Origin of the sequence: Aeromonas sp. FDAARGOS 1404 (assembly GCF_019047085.1) — a bacterium.
Taxonomy (GTDB): domain Bacteria; phylum Pseudomonadota; class Gammaproteobacteria; order Enterobacterales; family Aeromonadaceae; genus Aeromonas; species Aeromonas veronii.
Genome location: NZ_CP077237.1, coordinates 3,253,813 through 3,269,903 on the forward strand (window position 1 = coordinate 3,253,813; position 16,091 = coordinate 3,269,903).

15 protein-coding genes and 7 tRNA genes are annotated in these 16,091 nt (G+C 59.6%); 11 read left to right on the top strand and 11 right to left on the bottom strand.

Translation table 11 applies throughout. The features are described from left to right. Window positions 1–8 precede the first annotated feature (8 nt). Together proB and I6L34_RS15300 are read left to right on the top strand one after the other, a co-directional pair. Window positions 9–1,112, top strand: coding sequence for a glutamate 5-kinase (proB, locus tag I6L34_RS15295; protein ID WP_058057255.1), 1,104 nt, complete (start codon window positions 9–11; stop codon window positions 1,110–1,112). Window positions 1,113–1,146: 34 nt separating this feature from the next. Then, window positions 1,147–2,400 carry a glutamate-5-semialdehyde dehydrogenase gene (locus I6L34_RS15300; RefSeq protein ID WP_216954940.1) on the top strand — a complete coding sequence of 418 codons (1,254 nt, stop codon included), beginning with the start codon at window positions 1,147–1,149 and terminating at the stop codon, window positions 2,398–2,400. An 85-nt stretch (window positions 2,401–2,485) separates the two neighbouring features. On the opposite strand, the gene I6L34_RS15305 is transcribed toward I6L34_RS15300, so the two are convergent. The 5 genes from I6L34_RS15305 to rsgA are packed head-to-tail and all read right to left on the bottom strand — an operon-like array spanning window position 2,486 to window position 5,320. Continuing rightward, complete coding sequence (locus I6L34_RS15305; protein ID WP_216954941.1) at window positions 2,486–2,875, bottom strand: hypothetical protein; 390 nt, start codon at window positions 2,873–2,875, stop codon at window positions 2,486–2,488. A gap of 2 nt (window positions 2,876–2,877) precedes the next feature. Then, entirely contained in the window at window positions 2,878–3,129 is a 252-nt protein-coding gene (locus I6L34_RS15310) for a DUF2960 domain-containing protein (protein ID WP_005338984.1), read from the bottom strand. Then, window positions 3,119–3,388 carry a VF530 family DNA-binding protein gene (locus tag I6L34_RS15315; protein WP_005338981.1) on the bottom strand — a complete coding sequence of 90 codons (270 nt, stop codon included), beginning with the start codon at window positions 3,386–3,388 and terminating at the stop codon, window positions 3,119–3,121. Before I6L34_RS15315 ends, I6L34_RS15310 begins: the two co-directional genes overlap by 11 nt. Further along, window positions 3,385–4,257: an archaetidylserine decarboxylase gene (gene asd, locus I6L34_RS15320; protein WP_026034874.1), complete on the bottom strand. Its 873-nt coding sequence runs from the start codon at window positions 4,255–4,257 to the stop codon at window positions 3,385–3,387. Before asd ends, I6L34_RS15315 begins: the two co-directional genes overlap by 4 nt. Window positions 4,258–4,285: 28 nt before the next feature. Continuing rightward, entirely contained in the window at window positions 4,286–5,320 is a 1,035-nt protein-coding gene (gene rsgA, locus I6L34_RS15325; protein ID WP_216954942.1) for a small ribosomal subunit biogenesis GTPase RsgA, read from the bottom strand. Window positions 5,321–5,411: 91 nt separating this feature from the next. On the opposite strand from rsgA, the gene orn reads away from it, so the two are divergent. The 8 genes from orn to I6L34_RS15365 all read left to right on the top strand — a co-directional run bounded on the left by orn (window position 5,412) and on the right by I6L34_RS15365 (window position 6,833). After that, window positions 5,412–5,957 (top strand): oligoribonuclease, encoded by a 546-nt coding sequence (gene orn, locus I6L34_RS15330; protein WP_042080584.1) that lies wholly within the window; start codon window positions 5,412–5,414, stop codon window positions 5,955–5,957. 177 nt (window positions 5,958–6,134) lie between these two features. Next, window positions 6,135–6,210: transfer RNA gene (locus tag I6L34_RS15335), tRNA-Gly, on the top strand. 37 nt (window positions 6,211–6,247) lie between these two features. After that, a tRNA-Gly gene (locus I6L34_RS15340) sits at window positions 6,248–6,323 on the top strand. A 33-nt stretch (window positions 6,324–6,356) separates the two neighbouring features. Continuing rightward, a tRNA-Gly gene (locus I6L34_RS15345) sits at window positions 6,357–6,432 on the top strand. Window positions 6,433–6,457: 25 nt separating this feature from the next. Continuing rightward, window positions 6,458–6,533: transfer RNA gene (locus tag I6L34_RS15350), tRNA-Gly, on the top strand. Window positions 6,534–6,557: 24 nt separating this feature from the next. Then, window positions 6,558–6,633, top strand: a tRNA-Gly gene (locus I6L34_RS15355). Window positions 6,634–6,657: 24 nt separating this feature from the next. Next, a tRNA-Gly gene (locus tag I6L34_RS15360) sits at window positions 6,658–6,733 on the top strand. Between the two features lie 24 nt (window positions 6,734–6,757). After that, window positions 6,758–6,833: transfer RNA gene (locus tag I6L34_RS15365), tRNA-Gly, on the top strand. Window positions 6,834–7,062: 229 nt separating this feature from the next. Here the strand turns inward: I6L34_RS15365 and I6L34_RS15370 are convergent. The 3 genes from I6L34_RS15370 to I6L34_RS15380 all read right to left on the bottom strand — a co-directional run bounded on the left by I6L34_RS15370 (window position 7,063) and on the right by I6L34_RS15380 (window position 10,417). Further along, window positions 7,063–7,272 carry a cold-shock protein gene (locus I6L34_RS15370; RefSeq protein WP_005338972.1) on the bottom strand — a complete coding sequence of 70 codons (210 nt, stop codon included), beginning with the start codon at window positions 7,270–7,272 and terminating at the stop codon, window positions 7,063–7,065. A 274-nt stretch (window positions 7,273–7,546) separates the two neighbouring features. Continuing rightward, window positions 7,547–8,215, bottom strand: a complete 669-nt coding sequence (locus tag I6L34_RS15375; RefSeq protein WP_103250429.1) for a LysM-like peptidoglycan-binding domain-containing protein — start codon at window positions 8,213–8,215, stop codon at window positions 7,547–7,549. 99 nt (window positions 8,216–8,314) lie between these two features. Further along, window positions 8,315–10,417, bottom strand: coding sequence for a methyl-accepting chemotaxis protein (locus I6L34_RS15380; protein ID WP_058057261.1), 2,103 nt, complete (start codon window positions 10,415–10,417; stop codon window positions 8,315–8,317). Between the two features lie 274 nt (window positions 10,418–10,691). On the opposite strand from I6L34_RS15380, the gene gltX reads away from it, so the two are divergent. Further along, window positions 10,692–12,107: a glutamate--tRNA ligase gene (gene gltX, locus I6L34_RS15385; protein ID WP_216954943.1), complete on the top strand. Its 1,416-nt coding sequence runs from the start codon at window positions 10,692–10,694 to the stop codon at window positions 12,105–12,107. 172 nt (window positions 12,108–12,279) lie between these two features. Here gltX and I6L34_RS15390 read toward each other — a convergent pair whose 3' ends face one another. The 3 genes from I6L34_RS15390 to ettA all read right to left on the bottom strand — a co-directional run bounded on the left by I6L34_RS15390 (window position 12,280) and on the right by ettA (window position 15,978). Then, the gene (locus tag I6L34_RS15390) at window positions 12,280–13,623 is read right to left on the bottom strand and encodes an NCS2 family permease (RefSeq protein WP_005343409.1); all 1,344 of its coding nucleotides are present in this window, start codon (window positions 13,621–13,623) and stop codon (window positions 12,280–12,282) included. A gap of 264 nt (window positions 13,624–13,887) precedes the next feature. Then, window positions 13,888–14,217 (bottom strand): hypothetical protein, encoded by a 330-nt coding sequence (locus I6L34_RS15395; RefSeq protein ID WP_058059461.1) that lies wholly within the window; start codon window positions 14,215–14,217, stop codon window positions 13,888–13,890. Between the two features lie 93 nt (window positions 14,218–14,310). Next, window positions 14,311–15,978 (bottom strand): energy-dependent translational throttle protein EttA, encoded by a 1,668-nt coding sequence (gene ettA, locus I6L34_RS15400; protein WP_058059460.1) that lies wholly within the window; start codon window positions 15,976–15,978, stop codon window positions 14,311–14,313. Between the last annotated feature and the right edge of the window lie 113 nt (window positions 15,979–16,091).

Here is a 16,091-nt window from a genome sequence, read left to right on the forward strand (position 1 = left end):
ATGCTCCCATGGAAAACAGAACCATAGTTGTCAAGTTGGGCACCAGCGTGCTCACAGGGGGGTCTTCCCAGCTCAATCGTGCCCATATGGTCGAGCTGGTCAGACAGTGTGCGGCCTTGCACCGTCACGGCCATCGGGTCGTGGTCGTCACATCAGGGGCTATCGCCGCCGGGCGTGAACATCTGGGCCACCCGCCACTGGCGCCAACCCTGCCCAACAAGCAGATGCTGGCGGCGGTTGGTCAGACCCAGCTTATTCGGGTATGGCAGGATCTGTTCAACCTCTACGGTCTGCATATCGGCCAGATGCTGCTGACCCGCGCCGATCTGGAAGATCGGGAGCGCTATCTCAATGCCCGCGACACCATGCGCACCCTGCTCGATCACCGCATTATTCCGGTCATCAACGAAAACGACGCGGTGGCGACCGCCGAGATCAAGGTCGGCGACAACGACAACCTCTCCGCACGGGCCGCTATTCTGGCGGATGCGGATCTGCTGATCCTGCTGACAGATCAGAAGGGGCTCTTTACCGCCGATCCGCGCACCAATCCAGATGCCCAGTTGATCGAAGAAGTGCAGACCATCGACGATACCCTGCGCTCGCTGGCGGGTGACAGTGTCAGCGGCCTCGGCACCGGCGGCATGGCTACCAAGCTGCAGGCCGCCGATGTGGCGCGCCGCGCCGGCGTCAACGTGGTGATAGCGACCGGCCAGATGCCGGAGGTGATCGGCCGTCTCGCCAAGGGCGAGCGGATTGGCACCCTGTTCCCGGCGCTGGCCTCCCCGCTGGAAGGACGCAAGAGCTGGATCCTGGCAGGCCCGCCCCCTCACGGCGAAGTGCATGTGGATCAGGGGGCTGTCGCCGCCATGAAGGAGAAAGGCTCCAGCCTGCTGCCCAAGGGGATTGTGGCGGTCAAGGGCGACTTTATTCGAGGCGATGTGGTGCGGATCCTCGATCCCAAAGGCGCCGAGTTGGCGCGCGGCATCTGCCGTTACGACCATCTGGAGCTGGACAGGCTGCGTGGCGTCCACTCGGATCAGATTGAGCAGGTATTGGGCTATGGATATGGTTCAGTAGCCATCCATCGAGACGATATGGTGCTGCTCTAATCAGGGCGGCACGGCATGAACAAAGGGAAATGAGATGAGTCTGGAGAAAATGGGACAGGCGGCCCGTGAAGCCGCCTATCAGCTGGCTACCATCAGCACGGCGCAGAAGAATCGGGCGCTGGCCGCCATCGCCGACGAGCTGGAGGCGCGCAGTGAGCAGATCCTTGCTGCCAACGACAAGGATATTGCGGCTGGCCGTGAGGCGGGCTTGTCAGAAGCCATGCTGGATCGCCTGCTGCTCAATCCGGCCCGGCTGGCCGGTATCGTGGCAGATGTGCGCAAGGTGATCACGCTGGACGATCCGGTCGGTGCCGAAATGGATAGTCGGGTGCTGGAAAATGGCCTGCGGCTCTCTCGTCGTCGGGTGCCCATCGGGGTTATCGGCGTCATCTACGAGGCGCGCCCCAACGTCACCATCGACATCGCCAGCCTCTGCCTCAAGACCGGCAACGCCAGCATACTGCGTGGCGGGCGCGAGACCTTCCACTCCAATCTGGAGCTGGTGCGGGTGATCCAGCATGCCTTGGCGGCCTCCGGTCTGCCCGAGGCGGCGGTGCAGTACATCGACAACCCGGATCGGGCGCTGGTGGCCGAGTTGCTGCGCCTCGACCGCTATGTGGACATGATCATCCCCCGTGGCGGTGCTGGCCTGCACAAGATGTGCAAGGAGAACAGCTCCATCCCGGTCATCATCGGCGGGTTCGGTATCAGCCATATTTTCGTCGACGAGAGTGCCGATCTGGTGCGCTCTCTGGCGGTCATCGACAACGCCAAGGTGCAACGCCCCTCCGCTTGCAACGCCCTCGATACCCTGCTGGTACACGAGAAGGTGGCTGCCACCTTCCTGCAGCAACTGGTGACGCTGATGAACGAGCGCAAGGTGACGCTGGTGGCCGCGCCCAACGCCATGGCGCTGCTGGCGGGTGCCGACAACCTGTGCGAGGCGGGGCCGGAGGATTTCGATACTGAGTGGCTCGGGCTGACCCTGGGGGTCAAGTTGGTGGCGGATGTGAACGAGGCGCTGGCCCATATGCGCGAACACAACGCCGGCCACTCCGATGCCATCCTGACCAACGATCTGGCCAACGCCGAGCGTTTCGTCAATGGCGCCGGTTCGGCGGCTGTCTATGTCAACGCCTCCACCCGTTTCACTGATGGTGGCCAGTTTGGTCTGGGCGCTGAAGTGGCGGTCTCGACCCAGATGCTGCATGCCCGTGGCCCCATGGGGTTGACCGAGCTCACCAGCTACAAGTGGGTAGGGCAGGCCGATTACCTCAGCCGCGCCTGATAACCGGTTGTGTCAGATACAAAAATGCCGACTCTTGGGTCGGCATTTTATTTGGTGGATATCGCGAAGATATCAGGCGATCGGGTTATTCCCCGTGATAGAGCGCCTTGTCACCGTGTTTGAGCACATAACCCTTCCAGATAAAGAGGGTGTAGCCGCTGCCCTGCCACGACCAGTTACCCTCCGCACCTTGACGGGTCAGCAGGTGCTGCTCGCCGCTTGGCAGATGCAGTTCGGCCAGCGTCTGGTCGGCATTGAACATCACGAAGGCGCTGCAGGTCTGGCTGGCATCGGTCGGATTGAGCCGGATACCCTCTTCAAACAGGCGCACACATTTGCCAGTCAGCGCTGACCACTGATAGCCCGCACTGCCGATACAGCCGTGGCTGTCACGATCGCCGCCCACCAGATGTTGTTCCGGTATACTGCATGCCGCCAGCAGCAGAGAGGCGGCCATCAGGGTCAAGGTGCGCATGGTTACTCCTGCAGATCCCGTTCGATGACGATGTTGGAGAATCCCAACTCTTTGAAGTAGTTCTCCTGGTAATCCTTCACGCTTTTCTTGTCACGGCGACAAACCTGAGCCAGCTGGGCCTCCATGGCGTGAAAACTGGTGAGATCCAGCCCTTCGGCAGCGGCGATGGCGTCGTAGATGCTGCGGAACTTGTCGTTCGCGTAGCCGATCTCTTTGGCCTGTTTTTTATAGGTGTAGGTAATCTTAAAGGCCATCTTGCCCTTCCTTCTTCGATTTGGCTTGCTTGCGCTGGACGTAGAGGTAGAGGCTTTCGACCTTCTCTCGGGCCCAGGGGGTCTTGCGCAAGAACTTCAGGCTGGACTTGATGCTGGGATTATCGGTGAAGCAGCGGATATTGATCTGCTGCCCCAGCTCTTCCCAGCCGTAGTATTCGACCAGCGCGGTGACGATGGCTTCCAGCGTCAGTCCGTGCAGCGGGTTGTTCTTCTGCGAGGCGTTCGGTTGCTCGCTCATGCCTGCTCCGCCAGCTTGGCAAAGGGCTGACCCATACGGGTGGTGACGCCATTGGCCAGATGGGGCTCGAAACCGGCCAGCATGCCCGGGCCAAACAGGCAGACCACGGTGCTGCCCAGCTTGAACAGGCCCATCTCGGCGCCTTTCTGCAGGGTAATGGCCTCATCGCCGGTGTAATCCCAGCGCACCACCTTCTTCTCTTTGGTCGGCGCAATGTTGCCGGCCCAGATGGTCTCGATGCTGGCCACGATAGTGGCACCGACCAGCACCAGCGCCATTGGGCCGTGCGGAGTACGGAAGGTGGCGACCACCCGCTCGTTGCGGGCAAACAGGTTGGGCACGTTCTCGGCGGTGAGCGGGTTGACGGAGAAGAGATCCCCCGGCACGAACACCATGCTCTCCAGCACGCCGTCCAGCGGCATGTGGATGCGGTGGTAATCCTTGGGCGCCAGATAGATGGTGGCGAAGTCGCCATCCTTGAACGGCGCTACCAGATCCTCATAGCCGCCCAGCAGCTCGCGAGCACTGTAGTCGTGGCCCTTGGCCTGGATGATGCGACCCTGCTGGATGGGGCCGAGCTGGCTGACGGTGCCATCGACCGGCAGCGCCAGAGTCATGGCATCTTCTACCACGGGGCGGATACCGGGCTTGAGCTCGCGGGTGAAGAACTCGTTGAAGCTCTTGTAGTGGGCCGGGCTCTCGTGCAGCGCCTCGCTCATGTCGACCTGGTACTGCTTGATAAAAGCCTCGATCACCTTGGTGGTGATGTTGCCCGCTTCGGCGGCGGCAAACTTGCCGATCAGACGGGAGAGGGCGTGCTTGGGCAGACAGTATTGACCGGCAATTTTCAGGTTGTCAGTAATGCTCATGTTCATCATCAACGTAGGTTTATTAGGGTCACAGGCGCGCTTGCTGGCGACCGTGACGGGCTTCCTGCATGGTTTCCAGGATGCGGTGATAGTTGTGGAAGCGATCGGCGCTGATGGCGCCCGCGTCGACTGCGGCGCGCAGGGCACAGCCGGGATCGTCCTTGTGGGTACAGTCGCGGAACTTGCAGCCACCCAGATAGTCGCGGAATTCGACGAAGCACCAGGTGATGCGGTCGGCCTCCAGATGCCAGAGGGCGAACTCGCGGATCCCGGGGGAGTCGATGAGATCGCCGCCGCTCGGGAAGTGGTAGAGCCGCGCCGTGGTGGTGGTGTGCTGGCCGAGCCCCGAGTTTTCGGAGATCTCGCCGGTCAGTACATCCAGCCCCGGCATCAGGGCGTTGGTGAGCGACGACTTGCCCACCCCAGACTGGCCGACGAAGATGCTGATCTTGTCGGTCAGTGCGGCTTTCAGCTCATCCAGCCCTTCGCCGCTCTCGCAGCTCACCAGCAGCACCTCGTAATCGAGTTTGCGGTAGGTTTCGAGCTGGCTCTCGATGCGCGCTCTGGCGGTATCATCGAGCATGTCGACCTTGTTCAGCACGATGAGGGGGCGGATCTCCACATCCTCGGCGGCCACCAGATAGCGGTCGACGATGTTGGTGGAGAACTCGGGCATCACCGCCGAGACGATGATGATCTGGTCGATGTTGGCGGCGATGGGTTTGACCCCGTCGTAGAAGTCCGGCCGGGTCAGTACCGAGTGGCGCGGATGCACCGCCTCGATGACGCCCGCTGTCGCGGCATTGAGGCCGGGACGCCACACTACCTTGTCGCCACAGACCAGACTGCTGATGCTGCTGCGCCGCAGGTTGCTGCGGTGGATGGTGCCATCGACCGCTTCCACGTCTGCGTGCTGCCCAAAACGGCTGATCACCACCCCTTCGATGGCGGGGCCAAACAGGGTGTCATCCACCATTGTGGTGTGATCTTTTTGCAGCCGCCGTTCGCGGTTGGCCTGGACGCGCCTTTGTTGACCCAGATTGAGTTTTGCTTTCTTTGCCACTCGATTCGCCAGTTTATGAACAGATCCAAAGCCAGTATGATACATGCAAATTGGCAAAATTCCGCCATTCCTCCCAATAGAGAGAGCAATCATGACAGTCAGCGCGCAGAACCTGGTATGGATCGACATGGAGATGACGGGTCTGGACCCCGAAGAGAACGTGGTACTGGAGATTGCCACCATAGTCACCGACAAGGATCTGAACGTACTGGCCGAAGGGCCGGTCATCGCCATTCATCAGAGTGATGAAGAGCTGGCCAAGATGGACGACTGGAACGTCAACACCCATACCAAGAGCGGTCTGGTCGCTCGGGTCAAGGCGAGTCAGCACGATGAGGCGAAAGCCATTGCCGAGACCCTCGAGTTCATTCGCCAGTGGGTGCCGGAGCGCACCAGCCCGCTGTGCGGCAACAGCATCGGTCAGGATCGCCGCTTCATGGTCAAGCACATGGCCGAGCTGGAAGCCTTCTTCCACTACCGCAACGTCGACGTCAGCACCATCAAGGAGCTGGTACGCCGCTGGCAGCCGGAGTTGCTGGATCAGTTCAAGAAGAGCGGCACCCACCAGGCGCTGGACGATATCCGCGAATCCATCGCCGAGTTGCAGTTCTATCGCAGCCACGTCTTCAAGATCTGATTCTCCGGCAAGGGGTTGTCATGCGCTGGCTGCTAAAATCGACAGTTCGGCCAGCTTTTGAGCGAACGCGCGCAACCAGACAAAAAAGCCCTTGCAATTGGAATGACTGCTCTTATAATTCGGCTCCCGTACAGTAGCGCAAGCAACCAAATGCTGTACGGCCTGTTTTAGGTAGTTGCGGGAATAGCTCAGTTGGTAGAGCACGACCTTGCCAAGGTCGGGGTCGCGAGTTCGAGTCTCGTTTCCCGCTCCAAAAATCTGATGATGACACTGGTGCAAACCAGCCCGATGCGGGAATAGCTCAGTTGGTAGAGCACGACCTTGCCAAGGTCGGGGTCGCGAGTTCGAGTCTCGTTTCCCGCTCCAATCATCAGCCAGCCTCAAGACAACCAAATTGTTGCGGGAATAGCTCAGTTGGTAGAGCACGACCTTGCCAAGGTCGGGGTCGCGAGTTCGAGTCTCGTTTCCCGCTCCAAAAAATTTGTAAGTGATATTCCGATGCGGGAATAGCTCAGTTGGTAGAGCACGACCTTGCCAAGGTCGGGGTCGCGAGTTCGAGTCTCGTTTCCCGCTCCAATCACTTGCAGATGACATTCTGTTGCGGGAATAGCTCAGTTGGTAGAGCACGACCTTGCCAAGGTCGGGGTCGCGAGTTCGAGTCTCGTTTCCCGCTCCAAACATTTGTAAGTGACATTCCGTTGCGGGAATAGCTCAGTTGGTAGAGCACGACCTTGCCAAGGTCGGGGTCGCGAGTTCGAGTCTCGTTTCCCGCTCCAATCACTTGTAAATGACATTCTGTTGCGGGAATAGCTCAGTTGGTAGAGCACGACCTTGCCAAGGTCGGGGTCGCGAGTTCGAGTCTCGTTTCCCGCTCCAATCTCTCTTCGAAGTCTTCATAATCCCTCTGAATTGCCCCTCACATCGCACTGCGATGCTTTGTCGTATCTGGCGTTTACTCAGAGTGTCTCAGCCGCCTTCTGCAAACAGGGGGGGGACTCTGTGGGCTGATCGAGGCAAGCGGTTGTAACAGGTGGTGGGAGGCGAGAATTGCGGGCAAAAAAGAGGAGGGGCCTTGGCTCCTCCTGCATGATTCACTGGCGCGGGCTTAGACCAGAGTAACGTTCTCAGCCTGAGGGCCTTTTTTGCCCTGGGTCACAGTGAACTGGACTTTTTGACCTTCAGCCAGGGTTTTGAAACCGGTGCTCTGGATGGAGGAGAAGTGAACGAATACGTCCGGACCCTGGGATTGTTCAATAAAGCCAAAACCCTTGGTTTCGTTGAACCATTTTACCTGGCCGGTGCGAATGTCAGACATGTGCTAAATCCTATCAATAACAAAATGAAACTAAGCCCGTGCTGGGCTGCATTTGCCTTGCAAGCAGGGGTTGGCTCATGACTGACCACGTCTCTTTGTCCCAGTAGCACGTAGAACAATCCCTGTCTAAAGCACAAACGATTGTACGTTAGCGCCGATCCTTGTCAATTTGACCCCTTTCGTTTTTTGAACAAGCTAAAAATATTGTGAAGTCAGTAGCTTATTTGAAGATATTTGACTGAAAAAAACGGGAGGCCAGCGCCTCCCGTTTTTGTTATTCCTTGAGGGCGAATCCTTCGCCCTGCCGGTCGTAGCGGTAAACCGCCTGACCGTAGGAGCGGATCTCCACCCGCTGGATGCGGCGGGTGTCGTCCACCAGGATGAAGATAGAGCGGCCCGATTGCAGGCGGGTCAGGGGGCGATCCGGCCCCTCGATGGCGATCAGGCGGCTCAGCTCGGCACCCGGCAACTCGAATTTACGCCAGATGGAGTAGAGGGTCTCACCCGCCTGCACATCGTGTTGCAGCCAGGTACCGTTGACCTTCTCTTCGACCGGTTTGGCTGCTGCGGGGGCACTGCCTGCCGCGCCATTACCGACAGTTAGAGCTTGAGCAGGCACGGCCAGCGGCACTTCCAGCGAGCCGGAAGGGGCTGCCTTGGGGGCGGATGGTGCCGGCTCCCAGGCCAGCACCAGCAACCAGAGCGGGATCAGGATCAGCAGACCTATGGTGTTTTTGCGGGGCAGCGGGCTGGACAGCTTGAATTTGCCTGCTTTGGCATCCTGGCGACGTTGGCCGAGGTTGCTCATCCCTTGGCCAAAACGTTGGCGCAGGGACAGGGTCGCGGCATTGATGCGATGGAGCAGGGATCCTTGTGATTCGTCTTGGCGACGCTGCTGGGCTCGTCTGTTATGGCCTCGTGGGCGACGGTCCGGGGTGGGCACGGCATTTACCTCTCACTACATTGCCTGCCATCAGGCAAATTCGCCGCCTATGGTAAACGGACTCGCCCCCGAGGGGGAGAGTCCTGAGGCGGAAAATTATCAGCTGAGACGAAATTGACCCAATAATTGCTGCAATTTGTCGGCAGCCTGACGCAAAGCCTGACTGGCTTTGGCCGTTTCGGTCGCATCCTGAGCAATGTCGTTGGCCAGTGCGTTGGTTTTTGACAGGTTGCCCGAGACGGTTTCTGAGACCGAGCTCTGCTCTTCGGCGGCGGAGGCGATCTGATAGGTCATGTCGTTGATGGTGGAGATGGCCTGGTAGATGCTGCCGAGTGCCTCTTCCGCCAGATCCGCTTCGCTCACTGCCTGATGGGTCAGCTGCTGGCTCTGGGTGATGGCATTGACCGCATTGGTGGAGCTGAGGCGGATCTTCTCGATCAACTCCTGGGTGTTCTGTACCGCCTGCTGGGTATTGCCAGCCAGTTTGCGCACCTCGTCGGCCACTACCGCAAAGCCGCGGCCCTGTTCGCCAGCCCGGGCTGCCTCGATGGCGGCGTTGAGGGCCAGCAGGTTGGTCTGGTCGGCAATCCCCTGAATGACGGTGAGGATGCTGGTGATCTGGGCGCTGTCGTGAGCCAGCCCTTCCACCACTTCGGCCCCTTTCCCGGCTTCTGCCGCGACCTTGTGCATCGACTGGATCACCTGCTGGAAGCGCTCCTTGCCCTGATCGGCTGCGCTTTGCGCCTGTTTGGCCGAGTCGGCGGTATTGTTGGCGTGGGTGGCGACCTCCTGACTGACGTAGGACATCTCCTGTACCGCGGTCAGCATCTGCTCCATCTCGGCCTGATGATGCTGCAGGTTGTTGTCGGTCTGACCGGCGATGCGGTCGGTATCACCGGCATAACGGTTCACCTCGCTGGCAGTCTTGAGCACATCCCCGAGCAGCCCTTGCAGCTTGTCGATAAAGCGGTTGATCCCCTTGGCGAGATCTCCCAGCTCGTCCACCGAGCGGGTTGCGAGGCGCTTGGTGAGATCCCCTTCACCATCGGCGATGTCATCCACCAGGCTGACCATCTGACGGATGGGGCCGGTGATGCTGCGGGCAATCACCAGCATGGTGGCCAGCGCCAGCACCAGCACGATAACGGCGCCCACCAATTGCTGGGTCATGGCAGCTTGGTTCATGTCGCTCAGCTGGCTCTCCAGCTGATCGGCCCCCGCCAGTACTACCTTGTAGGGCAGGGTGACGATGATGGCCCAGTTGCGACTCATTCCCGGCACCATGATGGGGACGGAAATACGGAATGACTCGTCCAGCTCCTGACGCTGAACTTCCGGTTTCAGGTACTGCTGCCACTGGTTGCCCAGCACCTTACTTGCGCTGCTACCGAGCAGGCTGGCATCACCGCTGGTGCCTGTGATGACACCGGCGGCGCTGACGATCAGGGTTTCGCCCTTGCCGTCATAGATATTGCTGTTGAGGCTCTTGGCCTGACGGCTGATGGAGTCCACCGCCAGATCCAGCGCGGCGATCCCCCTGAACTGACCATCCACCATGATGGGGGTGGTGATGGTGCTCACCAGCACCTGCTGACCGTTGATATCCACCTGGAAGGGATCGATCAGGCAAGAGCGTCCTTCCCGCTTCGGGCAGGCGTAGTAGTCGTTGGCGGGATTGCCGAATTCGTCCGGGTCGGTTTTTTCGATGGAGAGCAGCAGATCGGTACCGATTTGATCCTTGTCGCGATAGAAGTAGGGCACGAAGCGCCCCTTGTCGTCACTGCCCAGCGCACTCTGGCCAGCAAAGCTGGCATCCTGACCGTCGAAACCGTTGGGCTCGAAGCCGGCGAAGGCGCCATAAAGCTGGGGCTCCAACGCCAACTGTGCCTTGAGCAGGTCGGTGGCCTGCTGGCGATCCAGCGGCAGTTTGCCTTGCTGTTGCAGGGCGAGGGCGCTGGCCATCTGCTGGGTGTAAGAGAGCCCTTTTTGCAGCAGCTGGGTGATGGTGGCCGCCTCGGCGCGGGCATTGGCGCTGACCTTCTGCCATGCCTCCTGCTGCAGCGCTTCACGGCTGGAGCTGATGGTGAGTTGTTGGGTTTGTTTGCCGGAGTATTGGTTGAGCAGGATCAGGATGACCAGGGCTGCGGTCATGGCGATCCCGGCCATCACTAGAATGCGATTCTGGATAGAACGGAACTGCATCGTCTCTTCCTTGTTCGTGAGAAGTGTGGTGAGCGTTATTTGGGTATCGACCGGAGGAGGCAGCTCTCCAGCATTGTGCATAGCAAATCGGAAACGGGGCTTCGGTTTTGCGATCCTCTTCAAATATCAGGCTACAGATGCAAATGGCGACAGATTTAATCCCCTACTTTAGCCCGCAATGGCGTCATGGTTTTCCCATCCGTGATTGTCGGTGCTAAAATGCGACGGTTTTTTCTAACGAATTGGCCCAAGGCCCTCTACACAAGGCTTAAAGATGAAAGTCAAAACCCGTTTTGCTCCCAGCCCGACCGGCTTTTTGCATGTCGGCGGTGCCCGTACCGCACTCTATTCCTGGTTGTTTGCAAAGAACCAGGGCGGTGAGTTTGTGCTGCGTATCGAGGATACCGATCTGGAACGTTCCACTCAGGAGGCCATCGACGCCATCATTGAGGGCATGGAATGGCTGGAGCTGAACTGGGATGAGGGCCCCTACTACCAGACCAAGCGCTTCGATCGCTACAACGGTTTGATCGACGAGATGCTGGCCGATGGCCGCGCCTACAAGTGCTTCTGCTCCAAAGAGCGTCTGGAAGCACTGCGCGAAGGCCAGATGGCCAACGGCGAGAAGCCCCGCTATGACGGCAAGTGCCGCGACCACGCCCACGATCACCCGGCCGATGCGCCGCACGTGATCCGCTTCCGCAACCCGACCGAAGGTTCCGTGGTGTTCGATGACCACGTCCGTGGCCGCATCGAGTTTGCCAACACCGAGCTGGATGACCTGATCATCCGCCGTACCGACGGCGCGCCGACCTACAACTTCTGCGTAGTGGTCGATGACTGGGATATGGAGATCACCCACGTGGTGCGTGGCGAAGACCACATCAACAACACCCCGCGCCAGATCAACATCTACAAGGCGCTGAACGCGCCGGTACCGGAATTTGCCCACGTATCCATGATCCTGGGTGACGACGGTGCCAAGCTCTCCAAGCGCCACGGTGCAGTCTCCGTGATGCAGTACCGCGATGACGGCTACCTGCCGGAAGCGCTGCTGAACTATCTGGTGCGTCTGGGCTGGTCCCACGGCGATCAGGAGATCTTCAGCCTGGAAGAGATGATCAAGCTGTTCAGCCTGGATGCCATCTCCAAGTCCGCCTCAGCTTTTAACACCGACAAGCTGCTGTGGCTGAACAACCACTACATGCGCAGCCTGGATCCGGCTTATGTTGCCAAGCATCTGGCATGGCACATGGAAAACCAGAAGATCGACACCAGCAATGGCCCGGCGCTGGCCGACGTGGTCACCCTGCTGGCCGAGCGCTGCAACACCCTGGTCGAGATGGCTGCCCAGAGCCGCTACCTGTTCGAAGAGTATGAAGCGATCGACGAAGCCGCTGCCAAGAAGCACCTGCGCGGCGTGGCTGCCGAGCCGCTGGCTCTGGCCAAAACCAAGCTGGCTGCACTGGATAGCTGGACTACCGAAGCACTGCACGAGCTGATTGAAGCGACCGCTGCCGAGCTGGATCAGGGCATGGGCAAGGTTGGTATGCCGCTGCGTGTGGCTGTCACCGGTCTGGGTCAGTCCCCTGCCATCGACGCCGTGATGGCGCTGGTCGGCAAAGAGCGCGTCCTGGCGCGTATCGACCGCGCACTGGCTTACATCGAAGCTCGTATGGCTGCCGAGTAAGTGCTGCCGATGTGGCAGACGAGGGGATTACCCCGCTCTGCCACATACTGAATAGCAAAAATCCGAAACCACTGGTTTCGGATTTTTTTATGGCCAGCGCACAGGCCGAGAATAGTTTGGGATAAAAAATGCCAGTCAACTGACTGGCATTTTTATTGGGACAGAGTGCCGCTTAGTGGCTGTCGACCCAGACGAACTTGAGGACGAACAGCAGGGCCACCACCAGCACGCAGGGGTTGATCTCGCGCCAGCGGCCGGTGCCTGCCTTCATCACGCAGTAGGAGATGAAGCCCACGGCGATCCCCTCGGTGATGGAGAAGCTGAACGGCATCATCACCGCAGTCATAAAGGCCGGTACCGCTTCGGTCAGATCTTCCCACTTCACCCGCGTCAGCTCGGAGCACATCAGCACGCCCACATAGATAAGGGCGCCAGCGGCGGCATAGGCCGGCACCATGGCGGCGACCGGAGAGAAGAAGATCGCCAGCAGGAACAGCAGGCCGACCACGATGGCGGTCAGACCGGTGCGGCCGCCAACGGCGACGCCGGAGCTGCTCTCGATAAAGGCGGTAACCGAGGAGGTGCCCATGAAGGCGCCGCCGACGGAGCTCACGCTATCGACCATCAGCGCCTGTTTCATGCGCGGGAAGTGGCCCTTGTCATCGGCCAGCTTGGCGCGGTTGGTGACGCCGATCAGGGTGCCGGAAGAGTCGAACAGGTTGACCAGCATAAAGGAGAAGATGATCCCGGCGAGGCTGATATCGAGCGATCCCATCAGATCCAGCTGGCCGAACACCGGTTCGATGCTGGGGGGCATGGAGACAAAGCCCTTGAAGGTGACATCGCCAAACAGCCAGCCCAGACCCGTGGTGACCACGATGGCGATCAGCACGGCGGAGTGGACGCCGCGAGCGGAGAAGATGCAGATCAGGAAGAAACCGAGCAGACCCAGCAGGCAGGGCAGGGAGGTGAGGTTGCCCACGGTCACCATGGTGGCCGGGCTCGCGACCACAATCCCGGCGTTGTGCAGGCCGAGCAGGGCGATCAGCAGACCGATACCGGCGGTGATGCCGACCCGCAGGGTGAGCGGAATGTTGCCGATCAGCCAGTAGCGCACCCGCAGCAGGGTGAGGATCAACAGACCCATGGCGCCCCAGAAGATGGTGCCCATACCCACTTGCCAGGAGTAACCCATGCCGGCGACCACCACGAAGGCGAAGAAGGCGTTGAGGCCCATGGCGGGGGCCAGCGCGATCGGCAGGTTGGCCAACAGGCCCATCAGGATGCTGCCGATACCGGCGATGAGGCAGGTGGTGACGAACACGGCCTGGGTGTCCATGCCCGCAGCAGAGAGGATCTGCGGGTTGACGAACACGATATAGACCATGGTCAGGAAGGTGGTGATACCGGCGATCACTTCGGTGCGGGCGGTAGTGCCATGGCCTTGCAGGGCAAACAGGCGCTCAAGCAATCCTTGCCCGGCGGCCTGATTGGCAGCTTGGTGTTGTTGATTCATGTTGGATTCCAATAGGTGACGTGAAATAAGCAGCAGAGGAACGGGCTATCCCATCCATGCGGGGTAAATTGCCCTGTTTCTGGCGGTTAAGTAACCAGACTCGTCCTGATACCGTGACAGCGCGCACATTTTTACACAGGCGACGCCGTTTACAAACCCCGGATCTGCGAAGCAGATCAATGAATAGAGCAAAAATTCAAACGTTTGCTTTTTGAGCATGAAAAAAGGTTCTCAGCAGAGAACCTTTTATCGAAAATTGGGGGCTTACAGGGTTTTGAAGTAGCGCTCGACCAGCTGGGCCAGCACAGAATCGAGCCGGTCTTGTACCTCACCCAGCTCGCGGCCGAAGCGGCGCAGAAAGAGACTGGCCTGCTCCTCGCTCAGCTTGAGATCGTTGAGAAAGAACTCCTGCTCCGGCAACTGCTTGTCGTAGCGGGGGATCAGCACCCAGCTCACCAGCTCGGGCTCCACGGCGGCAAAAATCTTGGCGGCAGCGGCACAGAAGGTCTCTATGTGCTCCTTGCCATCCGGCCCGAGGCAACCCGGTTCAACCCGGATCTGGATGGTGAGTTTTTTCTCTATGGGGGTCGTCATCGTGCTACATCCATGCAAAGGCATCCGTCTAGGATTGTAAGTCAAAAGGCAAGAGAAAGGGGAGCCGAAGCTCCCCTCAACACGCAGTCAGCCTTATTTGGCGATGCGCTTGTACTTGGCGCGATGGGGCTGGATCGCCTCGGCGCCGTAGGTCTTCTTCTTCCACTCTTCGTATTCGGTAAAGTTACCTTCGAAGAACTCGATCTTGCCCTCATCCTGATAGTCCAGGATGTGAGTGGCAATACGGTCGAGGAACCAGCGGTCGTGGGAGATGACCATGGCACAACCCGGGAACTCCAGCAGGGCGTTCTCGAGGGCGCGCAGGGTTTCGATATCCAGATCGTTGGTCGGTTCATCCAGCAGCAGCACGTTGCCGCCGGTCTGCAGCAGCTTGGCCAGATGTAGACGACCGCGCTCACCACCGGAGAGTTCGCCAACCCGCTTCTGTTGGTCGGAACCTTTGAAGTTGAAGCGGCCGATGTAGGCGCGGCTCGGGAACTCGTAGTTGCCGATGCGCAGGATATCCTGACCGTCAGCGACCTCTTCGAATACCGTCTTCTTGTCATCCATGCTGTCGCGGAACTGATCGACAGAGGCCAGTACCACGGTTTCACCCAGGGTGATGGAACCGGAGTCCGGCTGCTCCTGACCCGACATCATGCGGAACAGGGTCGACTTACCGGCACCGTTCGGACCGATGATGCCGACGATGGCACCCTTTGGAATGGCAAACGACAGATCGTCGATCAGCACCCGATCACCATAGGATTTGCGCAGGTTGGCCACTTCCACCACCTTGTCACCGAGGCGCGGTCCGGGCGGAATGAACAGCTCGTTGGTCTCGTTGCGCTTCTGGTAGTCGTTGGTGTTGAGCTCTTCGAAGCGAGCCATACGGGCCTTGGACTTGGCCTGACGCCCTTTCGGGTTTTGACGAACCCACTCCAGCTCTTTCTCGATAGACTTGCGACGGGCCGCTTCGGAACTGGCTTCCTGCGCCAGACGGGCGTCCTTCTGCTCCAGCCAGGAGGAGTAGTTGCCTTCCCACGGGATACCTTCGCCGCGGTCCAGCTCCAGGATCCAGCCCGCCACGTTGTCGAGGAAGTAACGGTCGTGGGTGATGGCCACTACAGTGCCTTCGTAGTCGTGCAGGAAGCGCTCGAGCCAGGCCACGGATTCCGCATCCAGGTGGTTGGTCGGTTCGTCCAGCAGCAGCATGTCCGGCTTTTCCAGCAGCAGACGGCACAGCGCCACACGGCGGCGCTCACCACCGGAGAGGTGCTTGATTTTGGCATCCCAGGCCGGCAGGCGCAGGGCATCGGCCGCACGCTCCAGCTGGTTTTCCATGTTGTGGCCACCCTGGGCCTGGATGATGGCTTCCAGCTCGCCCTGTTCGCGGGCCAGCTTGTCAAAGTCGGCATCCGGGTCGGCGTAGGCCGCATAGACCTCGTCCAGACGGGCCATGGCGCGCTTCACTTCGCCAACGGCCTCTTCGACCGCTTCGCGTACGGTCTGCTCCGGATCCAGCTTCGGCTCCTGCGGCAGGTAGCCAATCTTGATGCCGGGCTGCGGACGGGCTTCCCCTTCGATCTCGGTGTCGATGCCTGCCATGATGCGCAGCAGGGTCGATTTACCGGCGCCGTTCAGACCCAGCACGCCGATCTTGGCGCCCGGGAAGAAGCTCAAGGAGATGTTCTTGAGAATATGACGCTTGGGCGGCACTACCTTGCCGACCCGGTTCATGGTGTAAATAAATTGAGCCATTGGCTAATTCTCTTCCTTTTCAGCAGGTTAATGTCTCGGCATTAACAGACTGATGTCGTGGTGGGGCCAGGTCGACACAGGTCAACCGGGTTCCAAAAAACCCGTCGATTGTA

Bases quoted from the DNA above. Each gene is read 5' to 3' on its own strand.
- proB (WP_058057255.1), top strand. From the start codon at position 9: ATGGAAAACAGAACCATAGTTGTCAAGTTGGGCACCAGCGTGCTCACA.
- I6L34_RS15300 (WP_216954940.1), top strand. From the start codon at position 1,147: ATGAGTCTGGAGAAAATGGGACAGGCGGCCCGTGAAGCCGCCTATCAG.
- I6L34_RS15305 (WP_216954941.1), bottom strand. From the start codon at position 2,875: ATGCGCACCTTGACCCTGATGGCCGCCTCTCTGCTGCTGGCGGCATGC.
- I6L34_RS15310 (WP_005338984.1), bottom strand. From the start codon at position 3,129: ATGGCCTTTAAGATTACCTACACCTATAAAAAACAGGCCAAAGAGATC.
- I6L34_RS15315 (WP_005338981.1), bottom strand. From the start codon at position 3,388: ATGAGCGAGCAACCGAACGCCTCGCAGAAGAACAACCCGCTGCACGGA.
- asd (WP_026034874.1), bottom strand. From the start codon at position 4,257: ATGAGCATTACTGACAACCTGAAAATTGCCGGTCAATACTGTCTGCCC.
- orn (WP_042080584.1), top strand. From the start codon at position 5,412: ATGACAGTCAGCGCGCAGAACCTGGTATGGATCGACATGGAGATGACG.
- I6L34_RS15370 (WP_005338972.1), bottom strand. From the start codon at position 7,272: ATGTCTGACATTCGCACCGGCCAGGTAAAATGGTTCAACGAAACCAAG.
- I6L34_RS15380 (WP_058057261.1), bottom strand. From the start codon at position 10,417: ATGCAGTTCCGTTCTATCCAGAATCGCATTCTAGTGATGGCCGGGATC.
- gltX (WP_216954943.1), top strand. From the start codon at position 10,692: ATGAAAGTCAAAACCCGTTTTGCTCCCAGCCCGACCGGCTTTTTGCAT.
- I6L34_RS15390 (WP_005343409.1), bottom strand. From the start codon at position 13,623: ATGAATCAACAACACCAAGCTGCCAATCAGGCCGCCGGGCAAGGATTG.
- I6L34_RS15395 (WP_058059461.1), bottom strand. From the start codon at position 14,217: ATGACGACCCCCATAGAGAAAAAACTCACCATCCAGATCCGGGTTGAA.
- ettA (WP_058059460.1), bottom strand. From the start codon at position 15,978: ATGGCTCAATTTATTTACACCATGAACCGGGTCGGCAAGGTAGTGCCG.